Origin of the sequence: Chryseobacterium ureilyticum, from assembly GCF_900156735.1 — a bacterium.
GTDB lineage: Bacteria > Bacteroidota > Bacteroidia > Flavobacteriales > Weeksellaceae > Chryseobacterium > Chryseobacterium ureilyticum.
Map to the genome: position 1 here is coordinate 26,368 of NZ_FTOL01000013.1, position 19,599 is coordinate 45,966.

Sequence of the window (19,599 nt, forward strand, 5' to 3'; positions counted from 1 at the left end):
ATAAGCTTTTAAAACGATGATATATCCCCACTTTAAAGATATTTTTTTATAATTTTAATGGAATTATTGCTGTTTAATAAGGTGATATTTCTAAATTTAGCCTATGGTTTTAATTTCAAAAATTCTGTTTTTCACCAGCCATCATGGTTTTTATACTGTGATTATTCTTTTTTTGTTCTTTGGGTTGCTTTCAATGCTTACCAAAAAAGCATGGTTTTTGATTCCAATCATTCCTTTAGCCATCTTAAATGGATTTGGCGGACAGTTTTTAAACGCCTGGTTTCTGAATAAGTACGGGGTAGAAAGCACTGCTGTTATCACCTCTGATGTAGAAACCAACTCTACATTAAATGAAATGTACATCCACGATTATGAAGCTATTGTCAAAAAACAGGATGGGAAATACATTTCAACCTTTTTCTCTACTACAACAGCTTCTATCTACCCTATCGAAAATGCAATCAGAATTCCACGGGTGGAACAGACTTTTCCTGTTAAGTATATTCCCGGGTACGAAAAAAACATTGTTATTCTTTATAATCAATCTGAAGAAGGGAAAGCAGTACTTAAATACTCAAAACTTGCCCCTGTAAATTCGGCTAGAATTAAGTATGAAACAGATAAAACGAATAAAGAATTTATCAAAGAATACATCTCAGCCTTAGAAGATTACGTTAAAAACTATGACGATAAAGATTCTAAATTAAAAATTGAAGAATTAAAGCAAGAACTGGAGCTCCTAAAGTGATATATCCCAATATTAATTTTTTGTTTTTTTGAAGTTTTTTGTTTTTTGTATTAAAAAAATCTCTACATTTGTCCCATGTTTAATAATAGCAACAATATTTGGTGGTGGCTTTCAAACTCTTCGTCGGGTCTGAAGTTATTGTCATGTTATTAAACCAACAGCAGATATAAACAAAACAATATACAAGGCTTTGACGGATTCCGTTGAAGCCTTTTTTTATTCCTAAAATCTAAAAATAAAACAACAGATGTTTACTCAGAAAATCAAAATAAAAACCGTTTCGAAAAAAACTCTTGGAGATCTTCATACTCCGATGAATATTTATTTGAAAATAAGAGACAAGTTCAGAGATACTATTCTTTTGGAAAGCTCAGACTCAAAAAGTATTGATAATAACTTCTCCTTCATCGCCATCAATGCTGTTGCAGGAATTGAAGTAAAGAATTTAAAAGAATTTGAAATCAAACTTCCTGATTCCGCTCCGGTAAAACAATTCATCAAGGATCGTAACATCACTGATATTTTTGAAGATTTCCGCACCATCTTCGACTGTGAGAAAACCGATGATCCTATTGAACAGACTGCGCAAAGTCTTTTCGGATATACAAGTTTTGAAGCGGTCCAGTTTTTTGAGAATGTCAATTTAAAAGCACAAAGTCCAGAAGTAGAAATTCCTATTCTTCGATACAGATTATATCAATATGTAATTGCGATCAATCATTTTAATGATGAAATGTATATTATTGAAAATCAAATGAACGGCATAAAATCCGAAGTCAACCTTCTGGAAAACCTTATCAAAAATCAAAACACACCTGTTTATCCTTTTGAAAAGAATGGCGAAGAAACGTCAAATATCACCAATGAAGATTACCTTGAACTGGTAAAAACAGCACAAAAGCACTGCATGAGAGGTGATGTATTTCAGCTTGTATTAAGCAGAAGATTTGAGCAGAAATTCAAAGGAGATGAGTTTAACGTTTACCGCGCTTTGAGAAATATCAATCCTTCTCCTTATTTGTTTTATTTTGATTATGGAAATTACAAATTATTCGGATCAAGCCCTGAAAGTCAATTAATTATCAAAGACCACAAGGCAATCATCCATCCTATTGCCGGAACTTCCAAAAGAACCGGAAACTTTGAAGCTGATCTTCAAGCTATTGAAGTTTTAAAAAATGATCCAAAAGAAAATGCTGAGCACACCATGTTGGTAGATCTTGCCCGTAATGACCTTGGAAAACTTGGAAAAAATGTCACCGTTACAAAGCTTAAAGAGATACAGCTTTTCTCTCACGTGATTCACATGGTAAGTGAAGTAACTGCTGATCTTCCGGAACAAATTAATCCTCTTGACATGATTTCTGCAACTTTCCCGCAGGGAACTTTAAGTGGCGCTCCTAAACATAAAGCTCTTCAACTTATCAATCAATATGAAAAAGATTCCCGTGGATATTATGGGGGCTGTATTGGTATTATCGGTTTGAATGGAACCTGCAACCAGGCGATTATGATCAGAACATTCCTGAGTAAAAATAATACCCTTTATTATCAGGCAGGAGCCGGTCTTGTTGCAAAATCTGTCCCTGAAAACGAGCTGCAAGAGGTTAACAATAAATTAAATGCCCTGAAAAAGGCAGTTGAAAAAGCAGAGAAAATCGTTGAAAATTAAAAGCAGCAACAAAATTAACTTACAAAAAAAGAAAAAATGAATAACAATACAACCTCTCAACAACCGCAGCTTAAAGTTCTCGTTTTTGACAACTATGACAGCTTTACCTATAATCTTGTTCAGATTATTGAAAGAATACTGAATCAAAAAGTAGACGTGGTAAGAAATGACCAGATCACGCTGGAAGAAGTTGGGAAATATGATAAAATAATCCTTTCACCTGGTCCCGGAATTCCTGAAGAAGCAGGTATTTTATTGGAATTGATTAAACAATATGCTCCTACGAAAAGTATTTTAGGAGTGTGTTTAGGACAACAGGCTATTGCGGAAGCTTTCGGAGGAAATCTGATCAATCTTTCTGAAATATTTCATGGGGTGGCTACCACAACAGATTTAGTAAAAGAAGATACTAAACTTTTCAAAAACTTAGCTTCAGGATTAGAAGTAGGAAGATACCACAGCTGGGCGGTAAATCCGGAAAATTTCCCGGAAGAACTGGAAATAACCGCTGTAGATAAGGACGGAATGATCATGGCTTTACAACACAAAACTTATGATGTACACGGAGTACAGTTTCACCCCGAAAGTATTTTAACCCCGGATGGAGAGGTGATTATCCGAAATTTTTTAAATCATTAAAATTATCAATCACCCTTCCGGTAAAAGTTTAATGGAAAAGTGAAGCATGAAAACAATGACACAAGATTCTTCAACAATAAAAACACCCCAAATGAAAGAAATACTGCAATATCTGTTCAATCATAATACTTTATCAAAGTCTGAGGCAAAGGCTATGATGATTGAAATTGCACAGAACAAATTCAATGCTGCGGAAGTAACGGCATTCATCAGTGTTTTTCTGATGCGAAATATTACTCTAAAAGAACTTGAAGGCTTCAGAGAAGCCTTATTACAAATGGCTGTTCCTGTAAATATTGATGCAAATGATGCTATTGATATTGTAGGAACAGGAGGTGACGGAAAAAACACAATCAATATATCAACATTGGCAAGCTTCGTGGTTGCCGGAGCTGGGCAGAAGGTGACAAAACATGGAAATTACGGGGCTTCAACGACCACTGGCTCATCCAATGTGCTGGAAGAACTTGGATATCAATTCAAGAACAGTTCAGAAGAACTGAATAAGGACCTTGAGAGAGCTAATATCTGCTTTCTCCATGCTCCCTACTTCCACCCTGCCCTTCAATCTGTTGGATTATTGAGGAAATCACTGGGATTAAGAACGTTCTTTAATCTTTTAGGTCCCTTAGTAAACCCGGCAAAGCCTCAATATTCCATGATTGGAGTTTATAACCTTGAGATTGCAAGAATCTATCAGTATCTTCTTCAAAAGGAGGAAAAGGATTTTATCTTAGTACACGGGCTGGATGGTTATGATGAAATCAGCTTAACCCATGACAGCAAGATTATTACTAAAAATGGGGAAGAGATTCACTCTGCGGAAGATCTTGGATTTAATCCGGTGACATTGGAAGATATTAAAGCTGGAAATACCATTCAGGAAACAGCAAAAATTTTCATGGATATTCTGGAAGGAAACGGAACTGAACAACAGAATTCTGTAGTGTTAGCCAATGCATCAGTAGCTCTTTATCATACTCATAAATTCGGAACTTATGATAACTGTCTTCTTCTCGCTCAGGAAAGTTTAGAAAGTGGAAAGGCCCTAAAGAGTTTTGAACTTTTAATCAATCAGTAATCTAATCATTCAAAACACAGAAAATGACTATACTAGATAAAATTATTGAAAGAAAAAGAGAAGAAATTGCGGTTTCAAAATCTCATACTTCTATTGAACAATTGAAAAGTTCTGATCTATTTAAAAGGAAAAATTATTCATTAAAAGAGTCCATTAAAAATAAAAGCGGGATTATTGCCGAATTTAAGAGACAATCTCCGTCAAAAGGAATCATTAATAACAATGTTCAGCCTTTAGAAATTGCTTCAGCTTATGAAAGTTTTGGTGCGAGCGGAATCTCTATTCTGACAGATAAGGATTTCTTCGGAGGAAGTTTTGAAGATATTTTAAAGGTAAGAAACCATATTAATATTCCTATTCTGAGAAAAGATTTTATGATTGATGAATACCAGTTTTATGAAGCTAAAAGTATAGGCGCTGATGTTATTTTACTGATTGCAGCATGTCTTTCTCCTAATCAGGTTCAGGAATTTACAGAGCTTGCTCATCAACTGGATATGGAAGTTCTATTGGAAATTCACACGGAAGAAGAACTGAAACATTTTAATTCAGAAATTGATTTAGTAGGAATAAACAATAGAAACCTGAAAGATTTTAAAGTTGATTTACAACATTCCGTTCAGTTGAAAGATCAGCTTCCAAAAGATACTTTATCTGTGGCAGAAAGCGGAATTTATGCTCTTGAAGATTTTAAGTTTTTAAAGGAAAAAGGATTTGACGGTTTTCTGATGGGAGAATATTTCATGAGAAATCCTAATCCGGCAAAAGCATTTGAAGAGTTTCCTTTATCAATCTGAAATGAATTGATCTCTGAACTAGTACAAATCAACATCTATGAATGAGCAACCAACAAATAATATTTTCCCTGAACTCAAAGTCTGTGGTTTAACAAATCCGGAACAAATTCAGGAATTGATTTCCCTGAAAGTAGATTTTCTAGGTTTTATCTTCTACCAAAAATCGCCGAGATATGTTTTGAACCATTTGAGTCTTGAAGATATTTCAAAGATTGATCATCAGGGAAAAGTGGGAGTTTTTGTCAATGAAACGGCAGAAAAAATTGTGGAGACAGCAACAAAGGGAAAGCTCAATTTTATTCAGTTACATGGTGATGAAGATGATCAATTTATTAATGACCTAAGAGAAAAATTATCTTCTGATGTCAAAATAATCAAGGTCATCAGAATCGGGAATGGAATGAGTGAGAACAGAGAGAAAATAGAGCAGATTTTCACTCAAATAACAACCTCTAATTTGCAGCCTATCGCTTATTATTTATTTGATACAGACAGCAAGGCATTCGGAGGAACAGGACAACAGTTTGACTGGAATATATTAAATGAATTTGAAATCCCACTACCCTATTTTCTGAGTGGAGGCATTTCAGAAGAGAATATCAAAAATATTGAATCATTGCGCCAAAAACCTTTCGCGCTAGACATCAATTCAAAATTTGAAACAGCTCCAGGTGATAAAAATATAGATAAAATAAAAACATTCAAAACAATCATCCCAATGAGTCCCAACGGGACGATTTAACCCAGAATTTGAAACATTCCAATTAATATTAATGATAAACCATTCATGACAATATAAATACAAACCACAAAAAAAACACAAATGCCGCAATCATTAGTCAAAAATTACATCCATATTGTATTCAGTACAAAATACAGGAATGATTTTATCGATGAAAACATAGAAAAAGAATTGTATGCCTACATCGCCACATTATGTAAAGATTTCGAAAGCTATGCATTACAGATCGGAGGAACAGACAATCATATTCATATTCTTTGTAGATTGTCCAGGAAGATTGCATTAATGAAATTGGTTCAGGAAATAAAGGCACATTCTTCAAAATGGATCAAAACAAAAGGTAAGAAATACGAAAATTTCTTTTGGCAGGATGGTTATGGTGCGTTTTCTGTGGGTGAAAAGGATGTTTATATTGTGACAAAATATATTAAAAATCAACGCCAACATCATCAAAAACAGGATTTTAAAAATGAATTTATTGGAATGCTGGAAAAACATCAAATGGATTATGATGAAAAATTTTTATGGGATTGATATTATGGAATATATTGATACGTTATTGATACATTGATAACGTTGATAACATTGAAAGAAAGGATTCCATCCTTTCCTATAGATAAATCGTCCCTTTGGGACTCTTTGTTAACTTTGATTATAAATACCAATCATGAAATATCAGATAAAACAAACCAATGAATTAACAGAACAGGAAATAGAACATATCCTTCAGCTTTGGGACATTTCTGCATGGAATACGATGAAATCTGCCTTTTTCCGTACATTTTTTAAAGATTCGGAATTTCATTTTCTTGTAGATTTTCAGCAAAACATTCTGGCTGTTATCCGTCTTAATTTTGACTTTACGTTGGAAATTTCCGGGAAACCCTATGCTTATGCAGAAGCAGTTGGGTTAGTGGCTGCTCAAAAGAAAAAAGGATACGGAGCTCTGCTGGTTCAGTATTTTAAAGAAAATGTTACCCAAAGAAATAGGGAAACTATAGGGTTTTGTCATGAAGACCTTCGACCGTTTTATGAGAAATGTGATGTGGAAATATTATATGACAAGGCAAAATCAATCAAAGAAAATGCTGGTTCTGAATGGATCAATGCTGAAGACGATGATATTTTACTATTTCATATCTCACAAGAGAAAAAAGAACAACTGAGTACGCTGAGTACTGAAAATAATGCTTATTTAATTACTAAAGAATAAAGAAATGAATTATAAAAACCCTGATGAACATGGATATTATGGAGAATTTGGAGGTGCTTTTATCCCCGAAATGCTTTATCCGAATGTAGAGGAATTACAAAAGAATTATCTTGAAATCATAGAATCTGAAGACTTTCAGAGTGAATATCAGGATCTTCTTACAAACTATGTGGGAAGAGCTACGCCACTCTATTTTGCTAAAAATCTAAGTCAAAAATACAATACTCAGATCTATTTAAAACGTGAAGACCTGAATCATACGGGCGCTCATAAAATCAATAACGCATTAGGGCAGGTACTTCTGGCAAAGCGCCTTGGAAAAACAAGAATCATCGCTGAAACCGGCGCCGGACAACATGGAGTTGCCACTGCGACGGCATGCGCCTTACTTGGTTTGGAGTGCATCGTTTATATGGGCGAAATTGATATCCAGAGACAGGCCCCCAATGTAGCAAGAATGAAAATGCTTGGAGCAGAAGTCATTGCTGCTACTTCAGGTTCGAAGACATTAAAAGATGCTGTGAATGAAGCTTTAAGAGATTGGATCAACAATCCGGTTACGACTCATTATGTGATTGGAAGCGTAGTAGGACCTCATCCTTTCCCGGATCTTGTGGCACGATTTCAAAGTATTATTTCAAAGGAGATCAAGGAACAGCTAAACGAGAAAATCGGCAGAGAAAATCCTGATTATGTGATTGCCTGTGTAGGTGGCGGAAGTAATGCTGCCGGAACATTCTATCATTTTGTAGAAGAAAAAGATGTAAAAATCATTGCTGCGGAAGCCGGTGGTTTAGGAGTAGATTCCGGAAAATCTGCCGCAACTACTTTCTTAGGAACATTGGGCGTTCTTCATGGAAGTAAAAGCCTTGTGATGCAAACTGAAGACGGACAGGTGATTGAGCCACATTCTATTTCTGCCGGATTAGATTACCCAGGAATCGGACCGTTCCATGCTCATTTATTTAAGGAAAAAAGAGCTGAGTTTTTCAGTATCAATGATGATGAAGCTTTAAAATGTGCTTTTGAATTAACGAAACTTGAAGGAATCATTCCTGCCTTGGAAAGTTCACATGCACTCGCTGTTTTAGATAAAAAAACATTCAACGAAGACGATGTGGTGGTAATCTGTCTGAGTGGTCGTGGAGATAAGGATATGGAAACCTATTTGAAAAATCTGTAAAAAGTATCGTTAAAAAATGATTTTAAAACGATTTTAAAACGATTTTTCACATCATTAATTTAATACAAAATGAAAAAGCTAAACATATATTTCACCGCAGGAATCCCACAACTGGAAGATACTGCAGACATTATACAACTGATTCAGGATTCCGGAGCAGATATGATTGAGATCGGAATGCCTTATTCTGATCCTGTAGCAGACGGACCTGTGATTCAAAAGGCACACGAACTGGCATTACACAACGGAATGACCATTGAAAAACTATTCTCACAATTAAAAACAGTTAAAGATAAAATCAATGTTCCTATTATTCTGATGGGATATATCAATCCTGTATTGAGTTTTGGATTTGAAAAATTCTGCAAAGAATGTTCGGAAAGTGGTGTTTCGGGATTAATCCTTCCTGACCTTCCTCCCATTGAATTTGAGAAAAATTATCAGCAGATCCTGAAACAATACAATCTTAATTTTACATTTTTAGTGACTCCGGAAACTTCGGATGAAAGGATACAATATCTGGATTCTTTAAGCTCAGGTTTCCTTTATGCAGTAAGCTCCTCTTCTACTACCGGAAATGAAAATACAGTTTTGAAAAACGAAAATTATCTGTCCAGGTTAGCAGACCTTCCTCTTAAAAATCCTGTCATGATAGGATTCGGGATCAAATCAAAGGAAGATTTTGAAAATGTGACCGAAAAAGCAGACGGCGGAATCATTGGAACAGCTTTTGTGAATGTGCTTCTTCAGGACAAAGATTGGAAGAAAAATGCCATAGATTTTATCCATTCCATAAAAGGGTAAAATTCACTAAATTTGTATATCAAAAATTGAAATGAATACAAATCAAAATAAAGCAGTAGAATTTGAAGATTTAGGAATAAAAGAATATCAGCCCGCTTGGGATTATCAGGAAAAACTGATGAAGGATATTATTGACACCAAAATAAAAAACAGAGACTTACCTGCAGAAGAGCATATTACGACTCCAAACCACCTTCTTTTTGTAGAACATCCACATGTGTACACCCTTGGAAAAAGCGGTCATGAAGAGAATATGCTTGCCGGAATTGATAAATTAAAAGAACTTGAGGCTACCTATGTAAAAACCAATCGTGGTGGAGACATTACCTATCACGGCTTTGGGCAGATCGTAGGGTATCCTGTTCTGGATCTTGAAAATTTCTTTACAGACATTCATTTATATATGAGGAATCTGGAAGAAGTGATCATCAGAACGATTGGTGAATATGGTCTTAAAGGAGAACGTTCCCCAGGAGAGACAGGAGTATGGCTGGATGTAGGTAAACCTTATGCCAGAAAGATCTGTGCAATGGGTGTGAAAGCTTCCCGATGGGTTACTTTGCACGGTTTTGCTTTAAATATCAATACCGATATGCGTTATTTTGAATACATTATTCCGTGTGGGATCAAAGATAAGCAGGTTACTTCCTTAAAAAGAGAACTTGAAAGAGAATTGACTCCTGAAGAAATGGAAGATATAAAAGCCAAAATCAGAAAGCATTTTGCTGATGTTTTCCAGGCTGAACTGATCTACAAATAAACCTAAACAAAACATACTTTCCCTATGGATCTATAATAATGATGCATAGGGATATTTTTATCTAATAACCTAACTTATACATGAGAAAAGCCATTTTATTCATCTGTCTGTTTATAGCCGCTACAGCTTATACTCAAGAAATGAAGAAAGTCAGTTTTGACGAAAAATTTAAAAAAGAAAATCAGGGAAAAACCAAAATTGAAGTTGATGAAGTAAAAGAACTTCTTCACATTATGATTGCCATCACAGAGGTCGGATTGGATAATGATGATATGGTACAACAATCCGGAGATTATTATCAGGATGTTTTAAAACAGTTCAAGGCTTTTAAAGATGAAAAAATTATTGGAAAAATAGATTCATTGATGAAAGCTAATCCTACCAATTATGTTCTTCTGACCGGAAATGCCATCAGCTACGATTTTAAAGGCAACAAACTAATTCCCAATAAAAACTACCTTTTCCCAGCTCAAAGTGTTTCATCCCATACTACCGTCAAGATAAATCCTATCACAACTTACAAAACACAGCTTGAAGATTTTGCTAAGAAAACCGGATTCAGAGAATTTTATAAAAAACATATTCCCTATTATAACAGTTTAATTTCCCAGTATAATAAGGTTGCAAATCTGGATGAACAATGGAAATGGCTGGAAAAGAATTTCGAAACAAAAGTCAACAATTATACGATATTAACATCGCCTTTAATCAATAGTCTGAATTATACCACGACTTACAGAGATAATGATTTTATACAAATTCTAATGGTACTTCCCCCTGTTGAAGAGGTTAAAGGTTTTTCTGAAAAACAGAATATCGTTTTCAATACAAGAGTGATGTTTACAGAAATTGACCACAATTATACGAATGCTCCCACAAAAAAATTTACAGAAACATTGAATGAAGCCCTTAAAGACAGAGAAAAATGGGTGGATGTAAAACAGGAAGGGACGGAATATTATCCTAATCCATCCCGTGTTTTTGACGAATACATGACTTTTTCTGTATACTATTTATTCTGTGCTGATAAATATTCAAATGACACTCCTACTCTTACCTATGCTTATCAGGATATTAATTCGGTATTGAAGGCAAGAGGCTTTATTAAAATAAAAGAATTCAACGACGAGCTTTTATCTTTGAGAAAAAAATATCCCGGGAAAAAAATTGAAGAATTGTACCCTGAACTTATTGAATGGTGTAAAAACCAGTAATATCATAAAAGCAGCCATACCTTTTTATTTGAAATAAAACTTTATAATTTCCATCAATCTATTATTTTTTGCAAAATTTCTTGCATATGTTTTATTTTTTCATAATTTTAATATCACTAAATAGTGAATAAGAATTTACTATTTAGAGTAAAATCATAACCACCAAAATATTGAAAACTATGAAAAAAATTTTGCTATCCCTGATGGTATTTGTATCAGTACTATCTATTAATTCCTGTTCAGAGTCAAGTGCGAATCAGGAAGTCGTAAATTCCGAATCCAAGGAAATTGTAATGAAAGACTTTGGACGAACTGTTCCGGTTGGGATTGATAAAGAAGGTGATCAATTTAGAGTTTCCTTTATTCTTTCGGCTCAGCCTTATATGATTAAAGATACAAAGGAAAATGAAGTCTTTATTTCCATGATCAGCGAGGCTGTAAAAAATGAGTCTCCTGTTCGTATTTCCCTTAAAGGTAATTCCAATGAGATTGCAAAAGTGGAAAGCCCTACTATGGAAGACGTTCGTTTCTTTAAGTCTACCCTCACAAAAGAGGTAAAAACTGAAAAAGGAGCAGCTAACAGACTTGCAAGTGTTATTCCTGATGTGGCAACTTTAAACAGTTTATTTACTCAAATTAAAAATCAATCCTGTGGAACTACTACAGCATCTTCACCTTGCATTACTTTCAGATATCCGGTAGATGGATGCTATGCAAGGGCTCACAAAATGAGACAAATCCTGAACAATGCCGGATATGAATGTGAAAAGCAATTCGTATATGGTAATTTAAGAGCTTCTACTGGTACTTGTTGTGTATCATGGGTATATCACGTGGCTATTCTTGTAAGCTTTAAAAATGCTTCCGGAGTAGTGGAAAAAAGAATTATAGATCCTTCATTAAATTCAACTGGTCCTATTACGGATACAGCATGGAGAGCAGCATGTACAAACTCTACGTGTGGTTCTACTTCTGTTTCTTCTTATGCCAATACACCTGGAAATGTATATTACAGAAGTACATCAGGATCTTTATTATATGATAACAATCTGGTAAATACCAACTGTACATTAACGGCATTCTCAGCACTATCAGGCTGTTCAGCTCCGGTACCTAGTACAGCACATTGCGGATTCTAACTAACTTTTTATATAGCTCCTGCATTTATTCATATATTGCAGGAGCTTTTTACCTAATAATTTTATATTATGAAAGCCTGGACTTATTTATTATTACTGTTTACCATGATCACATCCTGTTCATCCAACTCTGAGTCTCAGAAACTCATCTGGTATAATAATGCTACCATCAATAATATCCTTGAAGATCCTGATAAACCGGAAGAAGTTGTACGGGTAGCCATTGGAATAAGTGCACAGGTATTTTATCTCTCAAAAAAATCTCCGGATTATAAAACAATGATGGAAAAAGTTAATCTAAGTTTTAAAAAAGGTAAAACCTATAATATAGGCGTTGAAAGCAAAACCAATATGATTAAACAGATCAATGAAATAAAGTAATTTTTTCATTTCTTCCTTCATTTATTATCTTATTACTGATATTCCGGCATCTACTTTAATTTCCGCACCATGGATATAGGAAGCTTCTTCGGAGGCAAGAAATGATACAACATTGGCAATTTCAGTAGGTTCTCCCTGTCTTTTAAAAGGAATTGTAGGGATAATATCCTGAACAGCACCTTCAATTTGCTCCGCTGTTAAACCTGTATTATTAAAAATATTAGTTTTAATATGCCCCGGACTTATTCCATTCACGCGGATTCCTCTTTCCGTAAGCTCTACCGCAAATGTTCTAATGAAAGACTGTACGGCGGATTTTGCTGCAGAATACACCGAAAAATTGTGCATTGCTATTTCTGTAGCAACAGATGTATTGAAGATTATTGAACTTCCTCGTTTCATGAGTGGCAATATTTGTTGAACCGTAAAAAAAGGTCCTTTTACCAATACATTAAAGAGTTCATCGAATTGTTCTTCTCCCACATTTTCAATAGAAGCAAATTTCCCATAACCAGCATTGGCAAAGATTACATCCAACTCTTCTGTATATCTTTTAACCTCTTGTTGCAACTGCATAAGATCTTTCATCCTTCCGGAATCTGATACTATTCCGTATGCTCTACCCCCTAATTTTTCTAAAGCATTATTCACTGTTTCTTCACTTCTTCCTGTAATAATGGCAATTCCACCTTCTTCAATAAATCGTTGCGCTGTCGCAAAACCCATTCCATTGGTTCCTCCCGTAATCAAAGCTGTTTTGTTTTTAAATTTCTGCATTGTTTCTTGTTTTTAAATTCTATTACAAAGATTGAAATAACCCTTCTCCGAAAAAATCCGAATCGTGTGGAAGTTCATTACAAAGCTTTAATTATTTTTTTAATAAATATTTTAAAACCAAAAAGCTCTTGTTTCTTCCTATCAATACAGCGTTTTCCACCAATTATGTTTCCCATACTCAACACTCAATAAAATCGGCATCAATAAAATTTTTCAAAATTAAATTGTGTACAATTTAATTTATTGTATATTTGCAATGTCATTTCGATTGAATCTTTTCCAAAATCAATAAAAATGACGGAAGTAGTTTAATTTAAAAACCAAAAGAAAATGTCATTAATAGAAAATTTAAACTGGAGACATGCGGTAAAAGCATACGATCCTACAAAAAAAGTATCAACAGAAGATTTAAATAAGATCCTTGAAGCAACAAGACTCGCTCCCACTTCATCAGGATTACAGCCTTTCCGCGTTATTGTAGTGGAAAATCAGGAAATAAAAGAAAAAATGGTTGCCGGAGCTTTAAACCCTGAAGTGATGAGAGATTCTTCTCATGTTTTGGTTTTTGCAGCTTGGGATAGCTATTCTAATGAGAAAATAGACAAAGTATATGATTATCATACAGATGTAAGAGATCTTCCAAGAGGACGTTTCGGTAGCTACACTGATAAAATCAAGGAAATGTACGGAGCGCAAACTCCTGAGGAACATTTTGCACACACAGCACGCCAGACATATATTGCTTTAGGAATTGCCCTTGCACAGGCGGCTGAACTTAAAATTGACAGTACACCAGCAGAAGGATTCAGTAATGCAGTGGTAGATGAAGTACTTGGTTTGAAAGAATTAGGCTTAAAAAGTGTAAGTCTTTTATACCTTGGATACCGTGATGAAGCTAATGACTGGCTGTCTTCTATGAAAAAAGTCCGTATTCCAATGGACGAGTTTATCATTAAAAAGTAATACCTTCACGAATCTTTCGTACTCAAACTTATGGAAAATTCAAATACCCCAAAACTAGAAAACCAAATCTGTTTCCCATTATATGTAATTGCCAAGGAAATCACAGGGCTTTATCGTCCTTTTCTTGATGAACTGGAGATTACCTATCCTCAATATCTTGTAATGATGATATTATGGAATGGTGACGGACTTACGGTAAGCCACATCGGGGAAAAGCTATTCCTGGATAGTGGAACATTGACACCACTCCTTAAAAGACTGGAAACGAAAGGATTTATAGTAAGAAAACGTAAAAAAGAGGACGAACGAGTGGTTGAAGTATTTTTAGCAGATGCCGGAAAAGAGCTACAGAAAAAAGCATGTGCAATTCCGGGAAAAATTCAGGAAAAAATCGGCATACAACCGGAGGAATTGTTAGAATTAAAAGAAACAGTCCTTAAAATATTAAACAAAATTGAAAAATAAATGAAAACCTTATATACAACAAAAGTTACTGCTACAGGAGGAAGAAACGGACATGTAAAAAGTGAAAATGGAGTTTTAGACCTTGAAGTAAAAATGCCTAAAGCATTAGGAGGAGCAAATGATGACTTCACTAATCCGGAAATGCTTTTTGCTGCAGGATATTCTGCATGTTTTGACAGCGCACTAAACAGAGTAATCAGTTTAGGAAAAGTACAAACTGGTGAGACAACTGTTACAGCACAGGTAAGCATTGGGCAAATTGAAAACGGAGGCTTTGGATTAGCTGTAGAACTTGATGTGAATATTCCGGGAGTTTCTATTGAAGAAGCACAAAGTTTAACGGAAAAAGCACACCAGATCTGTCCTTATTCTAATGCGACAAGAAATAATATTGAGGTGAAACTTTCAGTAACGAACAACGATTAATCCAATTTTTTTTAATCATATTTATGAAATGATCTGTTTCGGATTCGAAACAGATCATTTTGTATTTTAATGTATATTGATAGGAAACAAAATGGTTATATTTCTCACACAAGTTTTTGTAACTTGCAGAAACAGGGTTAATATACGTGGCATATGAGAAAAATCGCATTATAACTATGAATTTAAAACAGTTACACACTCAATGAAGTTTATCATAAATATAGTAATTCTGACTTTCGTTTTTAGCTGTACAAAAACTCAGAACGAAGAGAAAAAGGAATTCATTTCAAGGGAATATTTCAGTGTATCTGAGTTTAGTAAAAAGATAGACAGCCTAAAATCCAATGCTGTTAAAGCCGATTCTTTAATGCCTATGATGCCAAAAGAAGAAAAGAAACTGAACAAAAATTATTTTCAAGGCAGTATTCATTTTTTAATTCTTGATGAAGATAATTCCTATTATATTATTAACTCTCTTGAACCCCAAATTTCAATGTGTGGAGTTTCATCAGAGCTTTCAAAACAAGATTCTCTTGCCTATATCAGCAATAGTAATCAAATTACTGATAGAATTCAACCAATAAAGACCTCAGAAATAACAAAAATCCTGAAAAAACATAGATCTGCTATCCTCAACTCATACAATAATTCTCCTCTTACCATATCTTTCGCTCTAAAAAAAGATACTCTAAAAGGACCCACTGTATACAATATTATTAGCTTTATGGAAAAAGATAAAATGCAATTGTATACTTTTCGAAGAATGAATGAGTATGAGCTGATAAAAGCAAAATAACATTCTGCTTATTGCTAATTAAAATTATAGAATAAACACAGATTATTGCATCTATTTAATGCATTTAATTTGTGAAATTTGTGCTAACATTCGTAAAATTAGTGTTTTCTAAAACACAAAGTTTAATTTCTAATAAAAAGCTTTGATTTTCTCTTAATCAAACGTAAATTCTCAAATTTCCTTAATGGGTTACAATTTGATGAAACAATTACTTATAGTATGTTTATCGTTTATTAAGATTGCTTTTTTGATAAGCATCTATTTTTTTATAAGAATCATTTTTCTCTTTTTCTTTTTTATCAGAAATCAGGATTCCGAAAAGATGATCAATTTCGTGCTGAAATATAACCGCTGTGAACCCTTCTACAATTTCTGAGTACTTCTGACCTTTTAAATCCACATATTCCAGTTGAATCACTTTGCTTCTGTAAAACTGATCTCTGAAATCGGGAATGGAAAGATCTCCCTCCGGACCAAGATTCTGTACATCAGATCTCCATACAATCACCGGATTAATAAAGTATTCCAAAGGCGTTCCTTCTTTATCAAAACGCTGTACCCAAATTACTTTTCTATTGATTCCGACCTGTGGTGCCGCAATTCCTACTCCACCATCTGTGGAAAGAAGCGACTCTTTCATTCTTTTTACCAAAACTGCTGTATTTGGATCTACAGGATCAATTTCTGTGGACAGGCTCAACAAGGTTTTATGTTGATGATCATCTGTAGTCTGATAAATAGGCAAAGCAGTGTTTACATCACCTTGATTAATAATTGATAATTCACCAGAGGTAAGTTTTTGGGCATTAAATAAACCAACAACAAATATAAATAGAATGGATAATTTTTTCATATGGATTGAATGTAGTACAAAGGTAAAAATTGTGGAAGAAAGATGGGTAATTATGTTGTTTTTTAGGTTTTGGCTAAAGCCATTGATTTTTTTGAATATAAAAAGCGGGCTTTAACCCGCTTCTATGGAATTTTATCCTATTTCTAGAATATTTATTTTGTTGAATTTTATTCACCTCAAGATCAAACAGTTGTGTTAGATTCTTACGAAATGATAAAACTATGTTTAAAATATTGCGAGAACAAAATCATTAAAAAGTCTTTGTCATATCACCCGGAATAATCAGATTAAATTCTGTAGGAATATAATCTTTTGAAGGGACTTTCAGTTCTGGATCTTCTGATTCAAAAACAGAAATAACAGCCATTTTCAGATTCGGGTTTTTCTGTTTGATGTACCAATAAGTTCCACCAAATTCTTTACTGTGATAGTTTCCATTATAATGAATGAAAGTCTTTCCTTGTTGGATATTTTTCATAATAGATTCTGCCATTGTAGCATCTTTTGTTGCCTGCGCAGAAATAAAGTTCATCACTTTTGTTCCTTCAGCATGATCTCCCATCATAGCTTTCATTTCAGTATATCCGGGAGTTTCCAGACTTACTTTGATTGGCAGTTGAGCAATATATGTTTTCTCCTTTTCACTCAATCTGTTTAGAGATTCCAACCCTTCTTTTGCTGTTTGAGATGCATATCTTCTGGGAATATTGGTTGCAATAAAGCTTAATTTTTTGTTTTTAGCAAAATCCACCAAAGGCTTATAATCGGTTGCATAATTATTCCATAAACGGGCTGAATCTTTCAATGTTTTTGCATCAAATTTTCCGCTTAAGTACTGGTTCAATTGAGCCTGATTGTCTCTTTCGAACATTTCTGCCCCAAGAATAAGCTGTCCGTTTTTCTTTTCATATAATGCTTCGGTAATTTTAAGCTGAAGCCAGTGATTGATTGAACTGTTATGATTTTCTCCGAAGAAAACTACATCATAATCAGCTAATTCCTTCACTAATTTATCAGTTTTTATTTCTTTTCCTTTTTTATCATAAAATTGATACGCTTTAAAGTCCTGACCACTTAAAGAACAGAAACCTGCAAGCAATATCGCGATGAAAATATTCTTCATTTTATATCTTCCTATTTAATTTAACCACAAATTACATAAATATTGGGTACAAATAAGCTTTATACTTTACCCTTTTACCATAAAAAAAGACCGCTTTGAATTTACAAACAAAACGGTCTTATTCAAATCATCTAATTATTAATTATCAAGTGTTGCCACTAGATCTTTCCATTCTTGAAGCTCAGGAATTCCCGGCTTTCTTTTTCCGAAGAACTGAGCAATGAAGTCTCCTTCTTTGTTGAATACCTCAACGGCTGTAACTTCTCCGTCTTCTGTTGGTTTTTTAACGATCCAGGCTTCAGCAATTTTCGTTACATCCAGGTGAAGGTTGAAATCCGGATCCATTACATTGAACCATTGCTGGTGCCAAAGTGTTTTCTTTACATTTCCTGTGTGAATCTGAATAATTCCTCTGTTTCCAACAAAAACCATGATCGGAGTGTTCTTTTCAGAAGCATCTTCAAGGATATTAACGACTTTTGAATTATCAATTTTCTTGGTAAATCCTTCTGGTGCTAATCTTAAAGCCTGAGTTCTGCTTACTCCGAATTTTCTGGTCATCATGAAGAAATCATGAGTATCTTTTAATTCAGTCCATGCCTTTTTGAATCCTTCTACATCTATTTCTGCATCTGGTTTTTCAGCCTGCTTAGGAGCTACTGCTTCAAAAGTGAATGCCTGATGCTGATCTTCTGCTTTGAATTTCTCAACGATTGCATTGAAAGCTTCGTCATTACTATTTTTTGTTAAATAGATCTTATGCAAAGCCAATCCGTCTTTACCGAAGAACTGAAGGCTTTTTTTATCTCCCTCCACTACTGCAAATGCAAATTTCCAGTGGTTAAGGAAGATTCTAAGATCAATATCCTCCCCTACGAAAAGCTGTGCATGTGGGCTGCTGAAATCACCATTCTGATAGATTCCTTTTCTTTCATGAACACATTCATCATTACGGGTAAGAGCCATTACTTTTCCCAATTGCTCTGCCTCAGTAAGAATTCCTGGAAAATCAGGGTTCAAAACCACTACTTCCTCTCCTATGCTTGTCACTAATAGTTCAGCTTCACTCACTTCTAATTGTGCGGCTGCATTTCTTATTCTTATGTGTGGATTTTCTGCTTTCAGAGCTTCCCATTTTTCCTTTAAATCATTAACTAATATGCTCATTATCTTATTTTTTTATGGTTAAAATTGTATAAATTCTTTGTATTGTTTCGTTTCCTGTTTTGCTTTTTATCTGTTCTTCTTTTTCAGAAGTTTTCATTCTTTTAAAATGGCTTTTGGAAACAATTTCTTCCATTTCATCATTGTTGTACAAGGTAAAATCATAGGCTGTAAACGGTAGTTTCTCCATGAAATCCCTTTGCCCGAAAGTAAGAACGAAAGTCCCGCTATCTTTTAAAACTCTATAGATTTCATTTAAAAATTCTACAGGATTTTCCCAGAAGTAAACGGTATTTACGGTAAATATTTTATCAAAAGTTTCGTCATCAAACGGAAGTTTATTCCCTTCATACAGTACAAAGTCTGCCTTGTCTCCGAATTCTTTATTCAGTTTTCTGGCTTCATTATGCATGGTTTCTGAGATATCGATCCCTATGTATTTCAGACCTTGGGCAAGATTCAGGATATTCTTCACATGTCCTGCATTCCCGTGTCCTATTTCAAGAATCTCTTCGTCATCTTCTATTAAAAGAGTTCTGATACTTTCTAACGTCATGCCGATGTTAGTGGCATTCATCATTTCACCGATTTCTATACCTTTTTCTCCCTGGGGATTGGCAAGATTTTGTGCAAGGATTTTTAGTTCTTCTTTTTCCATG

General features: G+C 34.4%; 23 protein-coding genes. 18 read left to right on the forward strand and 5 right to left on the reverse strand.

From position 1 onward, the window contains the following. Positions 1 to 103: 103 nt before the first annotated feature. The 14 genes from BW983_RS22140 to BW983_RS22205 all read left to right on the forward strand — a co-directional run bounded on the left by BW983_RS22140 (position 104) and on the right by BW983_RS22205 (position 12,373). Positions 104 to 748: a hypothetical protein gene (locus tag BW983_RS22140; protein ID WP_076553938.1), complete on the forward strand. Its 645-nt coding sequence runs from the start codon at positions 104 to 106 to the stop codon at positions 746 to 748. 247 nt (positions 749 to 995) lie between these two features. Next, the gene (locus BW983_RS22145) at positions 996 to 2,420 is read left to right on the forward strand and encodes an anthranilate synthase component I family protein (protein ID WP_076553939.1); all 1,425 of its coding nucleotides are present in this window, start codon (positions 996 to 998) and stop codon (positions 2,418 to 2,420) included. Between the two features lie 36 nt (positions 2,421 to 2,456). Then, positions 2,457 to 3,059, forward strand: a complete 603-nt coding sequence (locus BW983_RS22150; RefSeq protein ID WP_076553940.1) for an anthranilate synthase component II — start codon at positions 2,457 to 2,459, stop codon at positions 3,057 to 3,059. Positions 3,060 to 3,150: 91 nt separating this feature from the next. Further along, positions 3,151 to 4,140, forward strand: coding sequence for an anthranilate phosphoribosyltransferase (gene trpD, locus BW983_RS22155; RefSeq protein WP_076554005.1), 990 nt, complete (start codon positions 3,151 to 3,153; stop codon positions 4,138 to 4,140). Positions 4,141 to 4,163: 23 nt separating this feature from the next. Further along, entirely contained in the window at positions 4,164 to 4,937 is a 774-nt protein-coding gene (trpC, locus tag BW983_RS22160) for an indole-3-glycerol phosphate synthase TrpC (RefSeq protein WP_076553941.1), read from the forward strand. Between the two features lie 37 nt (positions 4,938 to 4,974). Beyond that, the gene (locus BW983_RS22165; RefSeq protein WP_076553942.1) at positions 4,975 to 5,679 is read left to right on the forward strand and encodes a phosphoribosylanthranilate isomerase; all 705 of its coding nucleotides are present in this window, start codon (positions 4,975 to 4,977) and stop codon (positions 5,677 to 5,679) included. A gap of 81 nt (positions 5,680 to 5,760) precedes the next feature. After that, on the forward strand, positions 5,761 to 6,213 hold the full coding sequence (tnpA, locus tag BW983_RS22170) for an IS200/IS605 family transposase (RefSeq protein ID WP_076553943.1): 453 nt from the start codon (positions 5,761 to 5,763) through the stop codon (positions 6,211 to 6,213). Between the two features lie 133 nt (positions 6,214 to 6,346). After that, complete coding sequence (locus tag BW983_RS22175) at positions 6,347 to 6,892, forward strand: GNAT family N-acetyltransferase (RefSeq protein ID WP_076553944.1); 546 nt, start codon at positions 6,347 to 6,349, stop codon at positions 6,890 to 6,892. A gap of 4 nt (positions 6,893 to 6,896) precedes the next feature. Next, positions 6,897 to 8,075, forward strand: a complete 1,179-nt coding sequence (gene trpB / locus BW983_RS22180; protein WP_076553945.1) for a tryptophan synthase subunit beta — start codon at positions 6,897 to 6,899, stop codon at positions 8,073 to 8,075. A 69-nt stretch (positions 8,076 to 8,144) separates the two neighbouring features. Beyond that, entirely contained in the window at positions 8,145 to 8,879 is a 735-nt protein-coding gene (gene trpA / locus BW983_RS22185; RefSeq protein ID WP_076553946.1) for a tryptophan synthase subunit alpha, read from the forward strand. A 31-nt stretch (positions 8,880 to 8,910) separates the two neighbouring features. After that, positions 8,911 to 9,639 carry a lipoyl(octanoyl) transferase LipB gene (lipB, locus tag BW983_RS22190; protein WP_076553947.1) on the forward strand — a complete coding sequence of 243 codons (729 nt, stop codon included), beginning with the start codon at positions 8,911 to 8,913 and terminating at the stop codon, positions 9,637 to 9,639. Positions 9,640 to 9,719: 80 nt separating this feature from the next. Next, the gene (locus tag BW983_RS22195) at positions 9,720 to 10,853 is read left to right on the forward strand and encodes a DUF4932 domain-containing protein (protein WP_076553948.1); all 1,134 of its coding nucleotides are present in this window, start codon (positions 9,720 to 9,722) and stop codon (positions 10,851 to 10,853) included. 179 nt (positions 10,854 to 11,032) lie between these two features. Further along, complete coding sequence (locus BW983_RS22200) at positions 11,033 to 11,992, forward strand: protein-glutamine glutaminase (RefSeq protein WP_076553949.1); 960 nt, start codon at positions 11,033 to 11,035, stop codon at positions 11,990 to 11,992. 69 nt (positions 11,993 to 12,061) lie between these two features. After that, positions 12,062 to 12,373, forward strand: coding sequence for a hypothetical protein (locus BW983_RS22205; RefSeq protein ID WP_076553950.1), 312 nt, complete (start codon positions 12,062 to 12,064; stop codon positions 12,371 to 12,373). Between the two features lie 24 nt (positions 12,374 to 12,397). On the opposite strand, the gene BW983_RS22210 is transcribed toward BW983_RS22205, so the two are convergent. Then, positions 12,398 to 13,150, reverse strand: a complete 753-nt coding sequence (locus BW983_RS22210; protein WP_076553951.1) for an SDR family oxidoreductase — start codon at positions 13,148 to 13,150, stop codon at positions 12,398 to 12,400. Between the two features lie 330 nt (positions 13,151 to 13,480). Here BW983_RS22210 and BW983_RS22215 point away from each other — a divergent pair, with 330 nt between their 5' ends. The 4 genes from BW983_RS22215 (at position 13,481) to BW983_RS22230 (ending at position 15,800) form a co-directional block, all read left to right on the forward strand. After that, positions 13,481 to 14,113 carry an NAD(P)H-dependent oxidoreductase gene (locus BW983_RS22215; protein ID WP_076553952.1) on the forward strand — a complete coding sequence of 211 codons (633 nt, stop codon included), beginning with the start codon at positions 13,481 to 13,483 and terminating at the stop codon, positions 14,111 to 14,113. A 30-nt stretch (positions 14,114 to 14,143) separates the two neighbouring features. After that, positions 14,144 to 14,578 (forward strand): MarR family winged helix-turn-helix transcriptional regulator, encoded by a 435-nt coding sequence (locus tag BW983_RS22220; RefSeq protein ID WP_065393833.1) that lies wholly within the window; start codon positions 14,144 to 14,146, stop codon positions 14,576 to 14,578. After that, complete coding sequence (locus BW983_RS22225) at positions 14,579 to 15,004, forward strand: organic hydroperoxide resistance protein (protein ID WP_076553953.1); 426 nt, start codon at positions 14,579 to 14,581, stop codon at positions 15,002 to 15,004. A 202-nt stretch (positions 15,005 to 15,206) separates the two neighbouring features. Then, positions 15,207 to 15,800: a hypothetical protein gene (locus BW983_RS22230; RefSeq protein WP_076553954.1), complete on the forward strand. Its 594-nt coding sequence runs from the start codon at positions 15,207 to 15,209 to the stop codon at positions 15,798 to 15,800. A 223-nt stretch (positions 15,801 to 16,023) separates the two neighbouring features. Here BW983_RS22230 and BW983_RS22235 read toward each other — a convergent pair whose 3' ends face one another. The 4 genes from BW983_RS22235 to BW983_RS22250 form a co-directional block, all read right to left on the reverse strand. Further along, on the reverse strand, positions 16,024 to 16,653 hold the full coding sequence (locus BW983_RS22235; RefSeq protein ID WP_076553955.1) for a peptide deformylase: 630 nt from the start codon (positions 16,651 to 16,653) through the stop codon (positions 16,024 to 16,026). Positions 16,654 to 16,903: 250 nt separating this feature from the next. After that, positions 16,904 to 17,776 carry a ChaN family lipoprotein gene (locus tag BW983_RS22240; RefSeq protein WP_076553956.1) on the reverse strand — a complete coding sequence of 291 codons (873 nt, stop codon included), beginning with the start codon at positions 17,774 to 17,776 and terminating at the stop codon, positions 16,904 to 16,906. A 138-nt stretch (positions 17,777 to 17,914) separates the two neighbouring features. Beyond that, entirely contained in the window at positions 17,915 to 18,943 is a 1,029-nt protein-coding gene (locus BW983_RS22245) for a hemin-degrading factor (RefSeq protein ID WP_076553957.1), read from the reverse strand. A 4-nt stretch (positions 18,944 to 18,947) separates the two neighbouring features. Beyond that, positions 18,948 to 19,598 carry a class I SAM-dependent methyltransferase gene (locus BW983_RS22250; RefSeq protein WP_076553958.1) on the reverse strand — a complete coding sequence of 217 codons (651 nt, stop codon included), beginning with the start codon at positions 19,596 to 19,598 and terminating at the stop codon, positions 18,948 to 18,950. Between the last annotated feature and the right edge of the window lies 1 nt (position 19,599).